The following is a 16,567-nucleotide window of genomic DNA, read 5'->3' as shown; positions in this document are numbered from 1 at the left end:
CTCCCTACTTGAGCCCGAGCAGCCGGGCCGCGTTCTCCTTGAGGATCTTGGGGCGGACCTCGTCCTTGATGTCGAGCCGCGCGAAGTCGGCCAGCCAGCGGTCGGGCGTGAGCATCGGGTAGTCGGAGCCGAAGAGGACCTTGTCCTTGAGGAGCGTGTTGGCGTACCGGACCAGCTGCGGCGGGAAGTACTTGGGCGACCAGCCGGAGAGGTCGATGTGGACGCCCGGCTTGTGGGTCGCCACGGCCAGGGCCTCGTCCTGCCAGGGGAAGGACGGATGGGCGAGGATTATCTTGAGGTCCGGGAAGTCGGCGGCGACATCGTCCACGTGCAGCGGATTCGAGTACTTGAGGCGGATCCCACCGCCCCCGGGGACGCCTGCGCCGATGCCGGTCTGCCCGGTGTGGAAGAGCGCGATCGCGCCGGTCTCCTCGATCACCTCGTACAACGCGTAGGCGATCGCCCGGTCGTTGGGGAAGAACCCCTGGATGCTCGGGTGGAACTTGAAGCCGCGCACCCCGTACTCGGTGACCAGGCGCCGGGCCTGCCGCACCCCTGCCCGGCCGCGGAAGGGGTCGATGGAGGCGAAGGGGATGAGGACGTCGGGGTGGGCGGCCGCGACCTCGGCGACCTCGTCGTTGGGGACGGGTTCGGTGCCGGTGGCGGACTCGGCGTCGACGGTGAAGACGACGGCGGCCATGTTCCGTTCGCGGTAGTACGCCGCGATCTCGGGCAGGGTGGGCTTCCGGTCGCCCTCGACCTTGAAGTACGCGCTGGAGGCGGAGTCGAGTTCGGCGCTGAGGGAGGCGGTGCCCTTGGCGGAGACCTCGGCGTGCGTGTGGACGTCGATGGCGACGAGCTGGTCGAGGTCCATCGCGGGGGACGGTGTCGGGCCGCCCATCACGCGGCCGGCGCCTCGGTCGCGGGCGTCTGCGCGGACGGCACCTTGGGCGCGGGGATCCCGACGGTCTGCGGGACGCTGCCGACGCCGGTGTGCCAGGCGGCGGCGATCGCCTCAGGGCGCCAACCACCCTCCGCGTACGCCGCGTTGACCTCCTGCGGATGCGACCACAGGGTGATCCGGTCCCCGCCGATGCCGACGCACTGGCCCGTGACGTCGCGGGCCGCGTCCGAGGCGAGGAAGGGGACGAGGGCCGCGCAGTCCTCGGGGGTGCCGAAGCCCTCGCCCTTGCGCAGGAAGTCGGGCAGCGCCTCGCCCCGTTCGCGCAGCGCCTGGATGTAGGGCGCGAAGGCGGGGATGGTCTCGGTCATGGCGGTGGCGGCGACCGGCACGATCGCGTTGACGGTGATGCCCGCCTTCGCCAGCTCCATCGACCAGGTGCGGGCCATCGCGGCGATGCCCGCCTTGGCGGCCGCGTAGTTGGTCTGCCCGAAGTTGCCGCGCTGCCCCGCGGGGGAGCCGACCAGGATCAGGCTGCCGCCCTCGCCCTGCTCGCGCATGCGGACGGCGGCGGCCCTCGCGCAGGTGAAAGTGCCCTTGAGGTGGGTGGCGACGACGGCGTCGAAGTCCTCGTCGGTCATCTTCCACAGCACGCGGTCGCGCAGGATGCCCGCGTTGGTGACCAGGACGTCGAGCCGCCCGAACTCGCTCACGGCGCGGGCGACCAGACGGTCGGCGGCCTCGGACGTGCCCACCGCGACGGCCTCGGCGACGGCGCGTGCGCCCTGGCCGCGCAGGGTGGCGGCGGCCCGCTCGGCGGCCTCGGGGTCGACGTCGTTGACCACGACGGCGGCGCCGGACGCGGCGAGCGCGGTGGCGTAGGCGAGGCCGAGACCCCGGCCCGAGCCGGTGACGACGGCGGCCTTGCCGGTGAGATCGATGGCGGGATCAGGCATGGGGGTTCCCTTCGGCGGACGCGCAGAACGGCGTACAGACAGGTAAATGGCAGCGCTGAACAGGGAGTTCAACGGCAAAGAAGCAGCTCGGAATGGACCGGAACGGACCGGCGTGAACCAGTACGGACCGGCCGAAGCCGTGATCGAGGCCGGGATCGGGACCGGCCTCCGGAAGGAAGCTAAGACACATCATTGTCGTCGTCAATGATTGTCGTCGCACTTAATGGTGAGGCATGCTGGACCCATGACCGTTTCCAGGAGCCCGCACTCCACGACGTCACCCGCCAAGCCCGTCGACGCGAACGAGCCGTGGATGCGCGAGCTGCACGCCGACACCGGCTATCTCCTCTACCGGCTCGGCCTGCGCTCCGGGCAGCTCTTCAACTCCGCACTCCAGGAGTCGGGCATGCGGCTGCGCCACTACGCGCTGCTGCGCTACCTCGCCACCGTCGACGGCGCGCCGCAGCGGAAGTTGAGCACCGCGCTCGGCTACGACCCGAGCGCCATCGTCGGCCTGGTCGACGACCTCGAACGCCTCGGCCTCGTCGAACGCCGCCCGGCCCCCGGCGACCGCCGCACCCGCATCGTCGTCCTCACCGACAAGGGCGGCGCCCACCTGCGCGACAGCGACGAGATGAGCCACCGGATCACCGACGAACTCACCGCGCCCCTCTCGGCGGAGGAACGCGAGACGCTGCACGCCCTGCTGCTGCGGGTCGCGCACCCCTAGGGCCGCGGTACGGCCGGCTCTCCCCCGCCGGAGCCACGCGGCGCGCCCCCCGGAAAGAGTGACGTGGCCGGTTGGATGGCCCCAGCGGTGATTCGTGCGGTGCCTTCGCGAGGTAGGACTGCGCCTGCCGCGCCGCGGCGACGACAGGTTCCCCGCACGGACACCCGTGCCCGGACACGAATGGAGACGCCGCGATGGCACCAACGACAGCCCGGTCCCGCCGCAGCACCCGCACCCGCATCCGCGCCGCAGCACTCGCGCTGACCGCCACGGCCGCGCTCGCCGTGGGCGCCCCTTCCCACGCGACCGCCCCCGCGGGCGCGGACGCCCCACCGCCCCGCGCCCGCTCGCCCTTCACCGGCCTGATGGCACCTCAGGGCCAGGTCCTCGCGGTGAAGTTCGACAACGCGCGACGGGCCCGGCCGCACACCGGACTCGACCAGGCGGACATCGTCTACGTGGAGAAGGTCGAGGGCGGGATGAGCCGCCTGATGGGCGTGTACTCCAGCAGACTGCCCAGGACGGTCGGGCCGGTGCGCAGCGCGCGCGAGTCCGACATCGAGCTGCTGCGCCAGTTCGGCCGCCCGGCCCTCTCTTACTCCGGGGTGCGCAGCTCGCTGCAGAAGGTCCTCAGGAACTCCCCGCTCTACGCCCGCCCGCACGGCCGCGTCCCCGGCGCCTACTTCCGCAACGGCTACCGGCCCGCCCCGCACAACCTCTTCCTGCGCCCCAAGGCGCTGATGCGCACCGCGCCCCGGGCCGACCGCCCCACCGACATCGGCTTCCGCTTCGGGCCCGCCCCCGCGGGCGGCACCCCCACCGAGCGCAGGACCGTCAGCTACGCCTCGGCCAGCCACACCTTCCGCTGGGCGCCGCGGCAGGGCCGCTGGCTCGCGTCCTTCGACGGCGCCCCGGCCCGCAGCACGTCCGGGGCGCGGCTCGGGGCACGGACCATCGTGATCCAGTACGTCACCATGCGCCCCTCCCGCTACAAGGACGTCAACGGCGCGGTGACGCCGTACATCGAGACGGTCGGCAGCGGCAAGGCACTCGTGCTGCGCGACGGCAAGAGCTACCCCACCCGCTGGAAGCGGTCGGCGGTCACCGGCGGCACGTCCTTCACACTCGCCGACGGCAGGCCGATGCCGTTCGCCCCCGGCCAGGTCTGGATGGTCTACGCGGACCGCCACTGACCGCGTCCAGCGCCTCGGAGGGGGGCGAGGGCGGCGTGCCTCTGGTTGACCTTGACACAGTGACAAGGTCTTCACTGTGGCCAAGGAGGTGGTCCCCATGACCATGTCGGCACAGGAGACGGACACCACGCGCACCCTTCAGTGGCTGGAGGACAGTCGCGGGTCGGTGCGGCTGCGGGCGGCCCTTGCGGTCGGCTCGGCCCCCGACCCGCGGTTCGTCGCCAAGCTCATCGAGCGCTGCGCGATCGAACCCGAGTTCTTTGTCCGCGAAATGCTGACGTGGGCGCTCACCCGCCATGCAGCAGCCATGACGGTCCCGGGTCTGCTCGACGAACTCCGCTCGGAGCGTGCGCAGGCGCGCAGCCAGGCGTTGCACACCCTGTCCAAGATCGGCGACCGGCAGGCGTGGCCGGCGATCACCCGGGCCCTGCTGACCGACGCCGACGACGAGGTGGCGCGGAGCGCCTGGCGCGCCGCGGTCGTCCTGGTGCCCGAGGGGGAGGAGGCCGAGCTGGCAGGGGTGCTGGCGACCCAGCTCGGGCGCGGCGACCGCGAGATGCGGCTGAGCCTCAGCCGGTCGCTGATCGCGCTCGGTGAGATGATCCTGCCCAGGCTGCGTGCCGCGGCGGCGGATCCCGACCCTCGCGTACGTGAGCACGCGCTCGCCACACAGCAGTTGTTGCGCGACCCCGATGCCGGATTCGATGCCGCGATCGAGGAAGCGAAGCGCGTCGTGGCCCTCGGCACGGCGGCGGACAAGGAGGAGTGACGGGCCGTGTTGATCGGTGATGTGGCACGACGGTCCGGGGTCAGCGCCCGCATGCTCCGGCACTACGAGTCGCTCGGCCTGGTGCGGCCGACGGGTCGTACCGGTGCGGGCTATCGCGAGTACTCCGACGAGGACATCCGGCGGATCTTCCACATCGAGAGTCTGCGGTCGCTGGGGCTTTCGCTGCGTGACATCGGGCGCGCGCTCGACGATCCGGGCTTCACGCCCTCGGGGCTCGTCGACGACCTCATCCGTCAGACGCAGGAACGCATCGCAGTCGAGACGGAGTTGCTCACGCGGCTGCGCAGGATCGGCGCCGCGGAACCGGTCGGCTGGGAGAGCGTCCTGCAGACCGTCGCGCTCCTCCAGGGGCTCAGGTCGGAGAGCGCGGGGAAGCGTCAGCGCGCGGCCCTCTCCTCGGTCGACGAGGCTCCCGTGCCGGTGGAGGCCCTGGTCGAGGCGGTGCTGAGCGAGGCGGAGCCGCATGTCGCCGGAGCCCTCCGCTGGGCCCTTGCGCAGTCGGGCGGGGAGGCACTGGCGCTGCTCGCGGAGGGCCTCGGCTCACCGTCGGCCAACGTGCGCAAACGTGCCGTGCAGTCCATCGCCGAGATGCCCGACGATGCGGCGACCGCGGTCCTGCGGGACGCCCTCGCCGGCCCCGACGCCGTGGTCCGCGGGTGTGCGGCGCTGGCACTCGGGGCCCGCGGGGTGCCCGACGGGGTCCCGACGCTGGTCGACATGATCGCCGGGGCGACGAACGACGTCGATGCGGCCGACGCGTTGAGCGCGCTGGCACACAGCCCCGCTCCGGCGGAGCAGATCGCCCGCAGGCTCGTCGACCGCCTCGCCGCGAGCGCCGACGACGCGTCGGCGCGACGACGGCTGACGCAGGCGCTCGGGGACATTCCGGGGACCACGGCGTCCCGCGCCCTCGCCGATCTGACACGGGACGGGGACCGCGGCGTCGCGGTCACGGCGACGTACCTCCTGACGATGCGCGACGCGACGACGCACGACACGGCGAGCCACGACGCGACAGCGCACGACGCGCGATAAGAGATCTCCACGAGGACTCTCGGACACATGATCGATCGCACAGTCGGACCGTCGGCTGTGCGGATAAACCTGCCGGAGAGCAAGATCGCTACATCGAGGTAACTCATCGGCCTCTCCGGGCGAGCGGGGCACACCGGTCGTTAGCGTTCCGGTCTGGACGGATCGATCGCTGTCGGACCTAAGGAGATCTCGCCCCGATGACCGTTGAGACCAGCCCGGAACCGCGGCTGGAGCCGTCTCGGCAGTCCAGCCTCAGCACTGCGGCTGCCCGCAACCTCGCGACCACCACCAAGTCCGCCCCGCAGATGCAGGAGATCACCTCCCGGTGGCTGCTGCGGATCCTCCCCTGGGTGGAGACCAAGGGCGGCACCTACCGGGTGAACCGCCGGCTGAGCTACACCGTCGGCGACGGGCACATCGACTTCGTCCAGGACGGTACGGATGTCCGTGTGATCCCGCGCGAGCTGGGCGAGTTGGCCCTGCTGCGCGGCTTCGACGACGTCGACGTCCTGACCGCCCTCGCCGACCGCTGCACCCAGCGCGACTTCCGCGCCGGTGAGGTCCTGGCCATGCGGGGCGCCCCCGCCGAGCAGATCCATCTGATCGCCCACGGCCGGATCAACCAGAGCTCCGTCGGCAAGTACGGCGACGAGGTCGCCGTCTCCGTGCTCGCCGACGGAGGCCAGTTCGGCGAGCACGCGCTGCTCGACGCCGACGCGCGATGGGACTCCACGGCCACCGCGGAGACGGCAGGCACCCTGCTCACCCTGTCCCGCGCCGACTTCGCCGCGGTGCTGGCCACGGCGCCGAGCCTCCAGGCCCACCTGGAGCGGTTCCGCTCGCTCTCCCGCAACCGGCAGACCCGGCACGGCGAGGCAGAGATCGCCATGTCGGCCGGTCACACGGGCGAGGCCCAACTGCCGGGCACGTTCGTCGACTACGAACTCCACCCACGGGAGTACGAACTCTCCGTCGCGCAGACGATCCTGCGTGTCCACACCCGGGTCGCCGACCTCTACAACGGGCCGATGAACCAGACCGAGGAGCAACTCAGGCTCACCATCGAGGCGTTGCGCGAGCGCCAGGAGCACGAGATGGTGAACAACCGGGAGTTCGGCCTGCTCCACAACGCCGACTTCAAGCAGCGCATCCAGCCGCACTCGGGCCCTCCCACGCCGGACGACATGGACGAACTGCTCTGCCGCCGCCGCGGCACCAAGTTCTTCCTCGCCCACCCCAGGACGATCGCGGCCATCGGGCGCGGGTTCAGCGCCTGCGGCCTCTACCCCGACAACGTCGACCTCGGCGGCCAGCAGGTCCCCGCCTGGCGCGGGGTGCCGATCCTGCCCTGCAACAAGATCCCCATCACCGAGCAGAACACCAGCTCCATCCTCGCCATGCGCGTCGGCGAGAAGAACCAGGGCGTCGTCGGCCTGCACCAGACCGGACTGCCGGACGAGTACGAACCCGGCCTCTCGGTGCGCTTCATGGGCATGAGCGAGCAGGCGATCATCTCGTACCTGGTCAGCACCTACTACTCCGCCGCCATCCTGCTGCCCGACGCCCTGGGCGTCCTGGAGAACGTGCAGATCGCCCGCAGCGGCAGCTGAGCGCTCCGCGGGCGACGCGGTCCGCATCCGCGCGTGCGTCGTGACCGACCGCGCCCGCACGGCGGAGCCGCCCGCCGCTCCGGCGCGCACCCGCACCACACGTCCACCACGCCGCCGAGGCGCGGCAATCAGCGCCCTCCACCTCATCAAGGAGCCACGGATGCCCGAGCCCGGGCTTTCACCTCTGCATCCGAGCCCGCCGAGCCTGCCAAGCCCGCCGGGCCCACCGAGCCCGCCGAGTCCGCAGACCTACGCCGCCCTCGAAAGCGTCCTGCGCGGCCCCAACGGCCTGGGCACGGCGGGCCTGCACCTGGGCCGCCGTGCGGAACCCCCGGCGCCCGCGGAACCCGTGGCGGCCGACGCGCCCACGCCGACCGACGCACCCGTGCCGACCGGGGCACCGGTGGCGGGCACCCCCATCCCGGGGCTCTACCACCACCCGGTACCGGAGCCCGACCCGGTGCGGGTGGCGGAGCTCAGCCGCAGGATCAAGGCCTGGGCGGTGGACGAGGTGCAGGTGGTCCCGCCGGAGTGGGAGGAGCAGTTCGACGGCCTCTCCGTCGGCCGCTACATGGTCGCCTGCCACCCCGACGCGCCCACCGTCGACCACCTGATGATCGCCACCCGCCTCATGGTCGCGGAGAACGCGGTCGACGACTGCTACTGCGAGGACCACGGCGGCACCCCCGTCGGACTCGGCAGCCGTCTCCTGCTCGCCCATACGGCACTCGACCCGGTCCACACGACGAAGGAGTACGACCCGCAGTGGGCCACATCGCTCCAGTCGGACGCGCCCCGGCGGGCCTACCAGTCCGCCATGGCGTACTTCCTCCAGCAGGCCACCGCCGCTCAGGCCGACCGGTTCCGGCACGACATGGCCCGGCTGCACCTGGGCTATCTCGCCGAGGCCGCCTGGGCCGAGGCGGAGCACGTGCCCGAGGTGTGGGAGTACCTGGCGATGCGCCAGTTCAACAACTTCCGCCCCTGCCCCACGATCACGGACACCGTCGGCGGCTACGAACTGCCGGCCGACCTGCACGCCCAGCCCGCCATGCAGCGCGTCATCGCCCTCGCGGGCAACGCCACCACCCTCATGAACGACCTGTACTCCTACACCAAGGAGCTCGAAAGTCCCGGCCGCCACCTGAATCTGCCGGTGCTGATCGCCGAACGCGAGGGGCTCTCCGACCGGGACGCCTATCTCAAGGCGGTCGAGGTCCACAACGACCTCATGCACGACTTCGAATCCGAGGCCGCGGCCCTGGCCGCCGCCTGCCCCGTCCCGAACGTGCTGCGCTTCCTCAAGGGCGTGGCCGTCTGGGTCGACGGCAACCACTACTGGCATCAGACCAATACGTACCGATACAGCCTGCCCGACTTTTGGTAAGGAACGGACTGCACTGTGACCAGCACCGAAATCGCCAACGGCGTCTCCCTGTCCATTCCCGCCCCGGCGTCGCCCTACCAAGGTGACATCGCGCGCTACTGGGACCAGGAAGCCAGGCCCGTGAATCTTCGGCTCGGCGATGTGGACGGGCTCTACCACCACCACTACGGCATCGGCGACGTCGACCACTCCGCCCTCGGATCGGCCGACGACAGCGCGTACGAGAAGCGGCTGATCGCCGAGCTGCACCGTCTGGAGTCGGCGCAGACCGATGTTCTCCTGGACAACCTCGGCGCCGTCGAGCGCGGCGACACGGTCGTGGACGCGGGCTGCGGAAGGGGCGGTTCGCTGGTGATGGCCCACCAGCGCTTCGGATGCAGGGCCGAGGGCGTCACCCTCTCGGCCAAGCAGGCCGACTTCGCCAACCGGCGCGCCCGTGAGCTCGGCATCGAGGACCACGTCCACGCCCGCGTGTGCAACATGCTCGACACCCCCTTCGAGACCGGGCAGGCCGCGGCCTCCTGGAACAACGAGTCCAGCATGTACGTCGACCTGGACGACCTCTTCGCCGAGCACTCCCGCGTCCTCGCGCGCGGCGGCCGCTATGTGACCATCACCGGCTGCTGGAACCCGCGGTACGGCCAGCCCTCGAAGTGGGTCTCCCAGATCAACGCGCACTTCGAGTGCAACATCCACTCCCGCAGGGAGTATCTGAAGGCCATGGCCGACAACCGGCTCGTCCCGCAGGCCGTCGTCGACCTGACCCCGCAGACCCTCCCCTACTGGGAGCTGCGCGCCACCTCGTCCCTGGTCACCGGCATCGAGGAGGCGTTCATCAACTCCTACAGGGACGGCTCCTTCCAGTACCTCCTGATCGCGGCCGACCGCGTCTGACCCGACCGGGAGGGCCGGACCCGTCACCCGACGGGTCCGGCCCTCCCGCCGTGGGTCGCCCCGGGATCAGCAGTGCTCGCGCAGGGACACCGGAGCGGTGCGGTGCGGTCCTGTGGAGTGGGTGCGGCCGTCGCGGGTGACCTGCAGCGTGTAGGCGAGGCGTGCGGTGGAGCGGGGGTCGCAGTGGGTGACGACCAGGTAGTGCTCGTCCTGCGCGCCCGGGGCGTCGGACCGTCCCAGGTCGACCGTCTGCCGGGCCAGCGCCCCGACCCGTTCCGCGGCGCCGTCCGGGGCGGTGCGCCAGTGGCCGTCCTTGTCCCGCAGTTCGATCGCGAGCCGCAGTCTGAAGTGCTCGGGCCGCACCTCGCAGCGGACCACGAGCCTGCCCGCCGCCACCGTCCCCGCGTCGCCGTCGACGGCGTCCACCGGGGTCTTCGACTCGACGTACTCGCAGCCCTCGAAGCTGCGGGTCCGTGTTCCGTTGAGCACGTCGTCCACGAACGTCCGGCCCACGGTGGCGACCAGGATCACGCCCACGACGACGAGCAGGAGCAGCGTCCCCACCAGGACGTTGAGTTTCGTGGTTCTCGGCACCGCTGGATCATCTCAGGACGCCGGATTCAGCCCCGCACCGCCCGGACGTACGCCGCGAGCGCGGGGCGCGGCTCCCGGCCGAGCAGGGTGCGCAGGGCGTTGTCCCGGACGGCGGTGCCGTCCAGGAAGCCCCCGGCGATCGCCGAGTAGGTGCTGAGCAGCATCGGTACCTGGAAGGGCAGCGCCTGGCCCGCCGCTGCGATGGCCGTGCGGGTCTCGCCGAGGGCGCCGGGTTCGTACCTGCCGCCGATCGCGGCCGCCAGTTCGGCGCCGCCCAGGGCCTGTTCGCCGACGAGTTCGTAGGTGCGGCCCGCGTGCGCGTCCGGCGCCGTCGCCACCCGCACCGCGACCTCCGCGAGGTCCTCGCGGGCCACCGCGGCGAGCCGTCCGGTGCCGAGCGGCGCGGCGATCGTCCCGTCGGGGCCGGGCGCGGCGATCGCGGCGAGGAACTCCGCGTACAGGCCGTTGCGCAGGACGGTCCAGCGCAGCGAGGAGTCGCGCAGTCTGCGCTCGGTCCAGCGGTGGGCCAGGGCGTACGTCAGGTGGTCGCCGTCACCGCTGAGGCTGGTGTAGACGAGGTGGCGCACGCCCGCCCTCTCGGCGGCGGATATCGCGGCCTCGTGGCGGGCGGTGACGATGTCGTCCTCCGCGGCCCCCGCGGAGATCATCAGGAGCGTGTCGACGCCGGTGAAGTCCAGGGACGCCGGGTCGTCGAAGTCGATGCGGCGTTCGCCGGGGCCGGGGTTGCGGGTGCCGATGACGAGGTCGTCGCGGTCGGCGAGGCGGGCGGTGACGAGTGTGCCGAGGGCGCCCGTGGCACCGGTGATCATGAGCATGGGATGGTTCCCCCGTGGTTGATGGTTCCGCCGTCGCGGCCCTTCCGGGCGGCCGGTGGCTTCACGACCATCATGATGGGCGGCATCGGGCCACGTAAGGAGGCACTTTCATGTCTGCAGGGCACACCGCGGTAACCACCCTCGGCGCGGCGGCCGGTGAGCCGGTGATCAGCTGCGAGACACCGCAGGACGAGTGCGGGGTCAGGGACGTCCTCGACCGGCTCGGCGACAAGTGGTCCGTGTACGTGGTGGTCGAACTCGCCTCGGGTGTCCTGCGGTTCAAGGAGCTGCAGCGCAGGATCCACGGCGGCATCTCGCAGCGGATGCTGACGCTCACCGTGCGCCGCCTGGAGCGCGACGGCCTGGTGAAACGCACGGTGCACCCCACCATTCCGCCGCAGGTCGAGTACGAGCTGACCGCGATGGGGCACAGCCTCACGTACCTCGTGAAGGAGCTGGCCGACTGGTCGATCGCCCACCGGCCCGCCATCGCCGCCGCCCGCGCCTCCTACGACGAGACGCACGAGGCATAGCGCCCGCGTCCCGCCGAGAGCCCCGGAAACGGCCGAGCGGGCCGGACAGGACACGCCCCGAAGGGGTGTCCCGCCCGGCCCGCTCGACGGGACCGACGGTGTGTCAGCGGACGGGCTCCAGCTCCCGCTCCGCCTCCGCGCCGGGCGACATGGTGTCGCCGAGGCTCTTGTGCAGCTTCTCGCCCTCCACGTCCACGTTCGGCAGGATCTTGTTCAGCCAGCGCGGCAGCCACCAGGCGGACTTGCCGAGCAGCGCGAGCACCGCGGGGACGATCGCCATACGGACCACGAAGGCGTCGAAGAGGACGGCGATGGCGAGACCGAAGCCCATCATCTTGATCATGTCGTCGTTCTCCATGATGAAGCCGGAGAAGACACTGATCATGATGATCGCGGCCGCGGCCACGACCCGTCCGCCGTGCGTGAAGCCGGTGACGACCGCCTCGTCGGGGCGCGCCCCGTGGACGTACGCCTCACGCATCCGCGTGACGAGGAAGACCTCGTAGTCCATCGCCAGGCCGAACACCACGCCGATCATGAAGATCGGCATCATGCTCATGATCGGGCCGGGCTGGTCGACGCCCACGATGTCCGCGAGCCAGCCCCACTGGAAGACGGCGACGACGGCGCCGAGCGCGGCGGCCACCGAGAGCAGGAAGCCGAGCGCGGCCTTGAGCGGGACGAGGACCGAGCGGAAGACCAGCATCAGGAGCAGGAACGCCAGGCCGACGACCAGACCCAGGTAGGGAAGGAGCGCGTCGTCCAGGGTCTGCGAGAAGTCGATGGTCATGGCGGTCTGGCCGGTGACCAGGATCTCGGAGCCGGTGTCGGCGCCGATGCCGTCGGCGGTCGAGCGGATCGACTTGACCAGTTCCTCGGTCTTGTGGTCGCTCGGCCCGGTCTCCGGGACGACGTTCAGGATCGCGGTGTCGCCCGCCTTGTTGGGCTGGGCCGGGGTGACGGCGGCGACGCCGTCGACCTTGGCGAGCGAGTCGCCGACGGTCTTGGCCGCGGACGCCACGTCGGCGTCCTTGCTGACGGTGACCATCAGGGGGCCGTTGAAGCCCGCGCCGAAGGACTCGGACAGCATGTCGTACGCCTTGCGCTGGGTGGTGTCCGGCGCGGAGGAGCCCTCGTCGGGCAGGCCGAGCTCCAGGCTGGTGGCCGGGACGGCCACGGCGCCGAGGCCGACGACGGCGACCAGCAGGACGGCCAGCGGGTGGCGCAGCACGAAGCGGGACCAGCGGGTGCCGAGCTTGGGCTTGGCGTGCGGGTCGAGCAGGGCGCCCGCGGGCTTCTTGCGATCCTTGCGGCGCAGCACCTTGCGCCCCGCGAAGCCGAGCAGCGCGGGGATCATGGTGAGCGCGATGAGGACGGCGATCACGACGGTGCCCGCGGCGGCGAGACCCATCTTGGTGAGGATCGGGATGTTGACGACCGCGAGGCCGGAGAGGGCGACGACGACGGTGAGACCCGCGAACACCACGGCGGAGCCTGCTGTTCCGGCGGCGCGTCCGGCCGCTTCCTCGGGTTCGCGTCCCTCGGCGATCTCCGCCCGGTAGCGGGAGACGATGAAGAGGGCGTAGTCGATGCCGACGGCGAGGCCGATCATCATCGCGAGGGTCGACGTCGTGCTGGAGAGGTCGAGGACACTGCCCAGCGCCGCGATGCTGGAGATGCCGATGCCGACGCCGATGATGGCGGTGAGCAGCGGCATGCCGGCGGCGACCAGCGAGCCGAAGGTCAGGATCAGGACGACCGCGGAGATGGCGATGCCGATGAGTTCGGCGCTGCCGCCCATCTCCTGCTCGGCCATGACGGCGTCACCGCCGGTCTCGACCTTCAGGCCCGCGTCGCGGGTCTGATCGGTGGCCTTGGTCAGCGCGTCGTGCGACGCGTCGGTGAGCTCGGTGGCGGGCACCTTGTAGGTGACCGACGCATAGGCGGTGGTGCCGTCCTTGCTGACGGTCTTCGCCTTGTACGGGTCGTCGACGCTCGCGACCTGCGACCCCTTGCCGATGGCCGAGATCATCTTCTCGACCTCGGCCTTGGGCTTGGCCGAGGTGATCTTCTCGCCCTCGGGGGCGCGTATGACGACGCGGGCGCTCGCGCCGTCGGCGCTCGCGTCCGGGAAGCGCTTCTCCAGGACGTCGAAGGCCTTCTGCGATTCCGTGCCCGGCATCGAGAAGGTGTCGGCGGGCGGGGCGGGAGCGGCCGAGGCGGCGAAGCCGGCACCGACCAGCAACGCCACCCACAACAGCGCCACATAACGGCGCCGCCGGAAGGCGAGTCGGCCTAGTTTGTACAGGAACGTAGCCACGGCGAAAGGGACTCCCGTCGGGTTCGGCAGGCAGGGGTGAACTCCTGGCTGTGCGATCGGTGCACGTCAGGACGTCCAGCAGGATTCCCCTCCATAGTCACTGCCGATGAGGGGCGGGAAGTCAGCCTGCGAGCCGGAGTCTTGGCCCACGGTCGCTGTACTGCGCGGCACGGGGTGTCATCCTCCGGGAGGAGGCCGGATCACCCTGTCTAGGCCACAGGGTGCAGTCACGTGTCAACACTTTCGTCGTCATTGGCGCGGAACCTTCGAATCCTCTTCATCGCCTGCCCTCGGGGATCCTCGCTTCCGACCGCCCGCGGGCCCCTCCCGCGGCCCGGTGTCGGGCCGCGGCAGGTACGTCTCATCCCGCCACGTACTCGCGCAGGTGCCGGGCCGTGACGGTGTCGCCCCCGGCGACGAGTTCGGCGGGGGTGCCGGTGAACACCACGCGCCCGCCGTCGTGACCACCGCCGGGACCGAGATCGACGATCCAGTCGGCATGCGCCATGACGGCCTGGTGGTGCTCGATGACGACCACCGAGTTGCCGTCGTCGACGAGCCGGTCGAGCAGCGCGAGGAGCTTGTCGACGTCGGCCAGGTGCAGTCCGGTGGTCGGCTCGTCCAGGACGTACGTCGAGGACTTCTCCGCCATGTGGATGGCCAGTTTCAACCGCTGGCGCTCGCCCCCGGAGAGGGTGTTGAGCGGCTGGCCGAGACGCAGATAGCCGAGGCCGACGTCGAAGAGACGGCCGAGAATCGTGTGCGCCTGTCCGACGGCGAAGAAGTCGTGCGCCTCGGCGACCGACATGCCGAGGACCTCACTGATGTCCTTGCCGCGCAGCCGGTGGGTGAGCACCTCCGCGGTGAACCGCTTCCCTTCGCACTTCTCGCACACGGATGCCACCCCGGCCATCATCGCCAGGTCGGTGTAGATGAGTCCGAGCCCGTTGCAGGCGGGGCACGCGCCCGCCGAATTGGCGCTGAACAGCGCCGCCTTGGCGCCGTTGGCCTTGGCGAAGGCGGTGCGGATCGGGCCGAGGAGTCCGGTGTACGTCGCCGGGTTCGAGCGGCGCGAGCCGCGGATCGGTGACTGGTCGGCGACCACCACGCCGTCCCGTCCCGAGAGGTAGCCGTGGATCAGCGAGCTCTTGCCGGAGCCCGCGACGCCGGTCACCACGGTGAGCACGCCGAGCGGGATGTCGACCTCGACGTCCTTCAGGTTGTGCAGGCCGGCGCCCTTGATGGCCAGTTGCCCCTTGGGGGTGCGCACGGTCTCCCGCAGCCGGGCCCGGTGGCCGAGGTGGCGTCCGGTCAGCGTGCCGGACGCGCGCAGCCCCGGCACGTCACCGCTGTAGCGGATCTCCCCGCCCGCCTCGCCCGCGCCGGGGCCGAGGTCGACGACGTGGTCGGCGATCTCGATGACCTCGGGCTTGTGCTCGACCACGAGCACGGTGTTGCCCTTGTCGCGCAGCCGCAGGAGCAGGTCGTTCATGCGGCGGATGTCGTGCGGGTGCAGTCCGATGGTCGGTTCGTCGAAGACGTACGTCACGTCGGTGATGCTGGAGCCGAGGTGGCGGACCATCTTGACGCGCTGCGCCTCGCCGCCGGAGAGCGAGCCCGAGGTGCGGTCCAGGCTCAGATAGCCGAGCCCTATCTCGACGAGCGAGTCGAGGAGTTCGCGCAGGCTCGCGATCAGCGGGGCGACGGCGGGGTCGTCGAGTCCGCGGACGAACGCGGCGAGATCCCTGATCTCCATCGCGGAGCACTCGGCGATGTTGCGGCCGTCGATCCTCGAGGAGAGCGCGGCCGCGTTGAGCCGGGTGCCCGCACAGCCCTGGCACCGGGCGAAGACGACCGCGCGGTCCACGAAGGCCTTGATGTGCGGCTGGAGCGACGCGCGGTCCTTGGCGAGCCAGGTCCGCTGCATCTTGGCGATCAGGCCTTCGTACGTGAAGCCGTTGGACCCCACCTTCACCTTGACCGGGGCCTTGTGGAGGAGGTCGGTCCACTCCTGCTCCGTGAAGTCCTTGAGCTTCTTGTCGGGGTCGTGGAAGCCGGAGTTGACCATGATCTGCCAGCTCCAGGAGTCCACCGCGTAGTACGGGACGGTGATCGCGCCCTCGTTCAGGGAGAGTTCGCGGTCCACGAGCCGGTCGACGTCGACGGTGGAGACCTCGCCGGTGCCCTCGCAGTCGGGGCACATGCCGTCGGGCAGATTGAAGCTGAAGGCGCCCGATGTGCCGATGCGGGGGACGCCGAGGCGGCTGAAGATGATCCGCAGCATGGTGTACGCGTCGGTGGCGGTGCCCACCGTGGAGCGCGCGTTGGCGCCCATCCGCTCCTGGTCGACGACGATCGAGGCGCTGAGATTGCGCAGCGCGTCGACGTCGGGGCGGCCGAGGCTCGGCATGAACGACTGGATGAACGCGGTGTACGTCTCGTTGATCAGGCGCTGCGACTCGGCGGCGATGGTGCCGAAGACGAGCGAGGACTTCCCTGATCCCGAGACTCCGGTGAAGACGGTGAGCCGCCGCTTGGGCAGATCGACGGAGACGTCCTTGAGGTTGTTCTCGCGGGCTCCGCGTACCTGGATGACGTGGTGGCTGTCGGCGGGAATGGCCGTCACTGAGCACTCCTTGTCGGTTCGGGCGAAAGAAAAGCGTACACCGTACCCAGTGTGTGTACGGGCCGCCGGGGAACGCGGAAGCCCCCGCGGTCGCTGGCCACGGGGGCGCAGCGAAGTCGGGCTCGGATCAGCCCTCGGACCTCAAGGGGCACAAGAACGTGC

At 70.9% G+C, this 16,567-nt stretch carries 15 protein-coding genes; 9 read left to right on the top strand and 6 right to left on the bottom strand.

Annotated elements, in window-relative coordinates; all coding sequences use genetic code 11:
* Window positions 1-4: 4 nt before the first annotated feature.
* Both ACFWZ2_RS07455 and ACFWZ2_RS07450 read right to left on the bottom strand, forming a co-directional pair.
* Window positions 5-874 (bottom strand): amidohydrolase family protein, encoded by an 870-nt coding sequence (locus tag ACFWZ2_RS07455; protein WP_384543218.1) that lies wholly within the window; start codon window positions 872-874, stop codon window positions 5-7.
* Window positions 875-900: 26 nt separating this feature from the next.
* Entirely contained in the window at window positions 901-1,857 is a 957-nt protein-coding gene (locus tag ACFWZ2_RS07450) for an SDR family NAD(P)-dependent oxidoreductase (RefSeq protein WP_384543216.1), read from the bottom strand.
* A 46-nt stretch (window positions 1,858-1,903) separates the two neighbouring features.
* Between ACFWZ2_RS07450 and ACFWZ2_RS07445 the strand changes: the two genes are divergently transcribed.
* The 8 genes from ACFWZ2_RS07445 to ACFWZ2_RS07410 all read left to right on the top strand — a co-directional run bounded on the left by ACFWZ2_RS07445 (window position 1,904) and on the right by ACFWZ2_RS07410 (window position 9,496).
* Window positions 1,904-2,065, top strand: coding sequence for a hypothetical protein (locus ACFWZ2_RS07445; RefSeq protein WP_384543213.1), 162 nt, complete (start codon window positions 1,904-1,906; stop codon window positions 2,063-2,065).
* A gap of 36 nt (window positions 2,066-2,101) precedes the next feature.
* Complete coding sequence (locus ACFWZ2_RS07440) at window positions 2,102-2,587, top strand: MarR family winged helix-turn-helix transcriptional regulator (RefSeq protein WP_384543210.1); 486 nt, start codon at window positions 2,102-2,104, stop codon at window positions 2,585-2,587.
* Window positions 2,588-2,781: 194 nt separating this feature from the next.
* Window positions 2,782-3,780 carry a DUF3048 domain-containing protein gene (locus ACFWZ2_RS07435; RefSeq protein ID WP_384543207.1) on the top strand — a complete coding sequence of 333 codons (999 nt, stop codon included), beginning with the start codon at window positions 2,782-2,784 and terminating at the stop codon, window positions 3,778-3,780.
* Between the two features lie 97 nt (window positions 3,781-3,877).
* On the top strand, window positions 3,878-4,549 hold the full coding sequence (locus ACFWZ2_RS07430) for a HEAT repeat domain-containing protein (protein ID WP_384543205.1): 672 nt from the start codon (window positions 3,878-3,880) through the stop codon (window positions 4,547-4,549).
* Between the two features lie 6 nt (window positions 4,550-4,555).
* Window positions 4,556-5,605, top strand: coding sequence for a MerR family transcriptional regulator (locus tag ACFWZ2_RS07425; RefSeq protein ID WP_384543202.1), 1,050 nt, complete (start codon window positions 4,556-4,558; stop codon window positions 5,603-5,605).
* Between the two features lie 197 nt (window positions 5,606-5,802).
* On the top strand, window positions 5,803-7,215 hold the full coding sequence (locus ACFWZ2_RS07420) for a family 2B encapsulin nanocompartment shell protein (protein ID WP_384543200.1): 1,413 nt from the start codon (window positions 5,803-5,805) through the stop codon (window positions 7,213-7,215).
* Between the two features lie 160 nt (window positions 7,216-7,375).
* Entirely contained in the window at window positions 7,376-8,602 is a 1,227-nt protein-coding gene (locus tag ACFWZ2_RS07415) for a family 2 encapsulin nanocompartment cargo protein terpene cyclase (RefSeq protein WP_384543197.1), read from the top strand.
* 15 nt (window positions 8,603-8,617) lie between these two features.
* Window positions 8,618-9,496: a geranyl diphosphate 2-C-methyltransferase gene (locus ACFWZ2_RS07410; RefSeq protein ID WP_384543194.1), complete on the top strand. Its 879-nt coding sequence runs from the start codon at window positions 8,618-8,620 to the stop codon at window positions 9,494-9,496.
* 66 nt (window positions 9,497-9,562) lie between these two features.
* Here ACFWZ2_RS07410 and ACFWZ2_RS07405 read toward each other — a convergent pair whose 3' ends face one another.
* On the bottom strand, window positions 9,563-10,090 hold the full coding sequence (locus tag ACFWZ2_RS07405; protein WP_384543191.1) for a hypothetical protein: 528 nt from the start codon (window positions 10,088-10,090) through the stop codon (window positions 9,563-9,565).
* Window positions 10,091-10,116: 26 nt separating this feature from the next.
* Entirely contained in the window at window positions 10,117-10,926 is an 810-nt protein-coding gene (locus ACFWZ2_RS07400) for an NAD(P)H-binding protein (RefSeq protein WP_384543189.1), read from the bottom strand.
* A 110-nt stretch (window positions 10,927-11,036) separates the two neighbouring features.
* On the opposite strand from ACFWZ2_RS07400, the gene ACFWZ2_RS07395 reads away from it, so the two are divergent.
* Window positions 11,037-11,459 carry a winged helix-turn-helix transcriptional regulator gene (locus tag ACFWZ2_RS07395; RefSeq protein WP_384543186.1) on the top strand — a complete coding sequence of 141 codons (423 nt, stop codon included), beginning with the start codon at window positions 11,037-11,039 and terminating at the stop codon, window positions 11,457-11,459.
* 103 nt (window positions 11,460-11,562) lie between these two features.
* Here the strand turns inward: ACFWZ2_RS07395 and ACFWZ2_RS07390 are convergent, their stop codons facing one another.
* Both ACFWZ2_RS07390 and ACFWZ2_RS07385 read right to left on the bottom strand, forming a co-directional pair.
* Complete coding sequence (locus ACFWZ2_RS07390) at window positions 11,563-13,779, bottom strand: MMPL family transporter (RefSeq protein ID WP_384543183.1); 2,217 nt, start codon at window positions 13,777-13,779, stop codon at window positions 11,563-11,565.
* A 361-nt stretch (window positions 13,780-14,140) separates the two neighbouring features.
* Window positions 14,141-16,405 carry an ATP-binding cassette domain-containing protein gene (locus ACFWZ2_RS07385; RefSeq protein WP_384543180.1) on the bottom strand — a complete coding sequence of 755 codons (2,265 nt, stop codon included), beginning with the start codon at window positions 16,403-16,405 and terminating at the stop codon, window positions 14,141-14,143.
* Window positions 16,406-16,567: the final 162 nt, after the last annotated feature.

It is taken from the genome of Streptomyces sp. NPDC059002 (assembly GCF_042740435.1).
Classification (GTDB): domain Bacteria; phylum Actinomycetota; class Actinomycetes; order Streptomycetales; family Streptomycetaceae; genus Streptomyces.
This window is presented reverse-complemented; position numbering and strand designations above follow the sequence as displayed.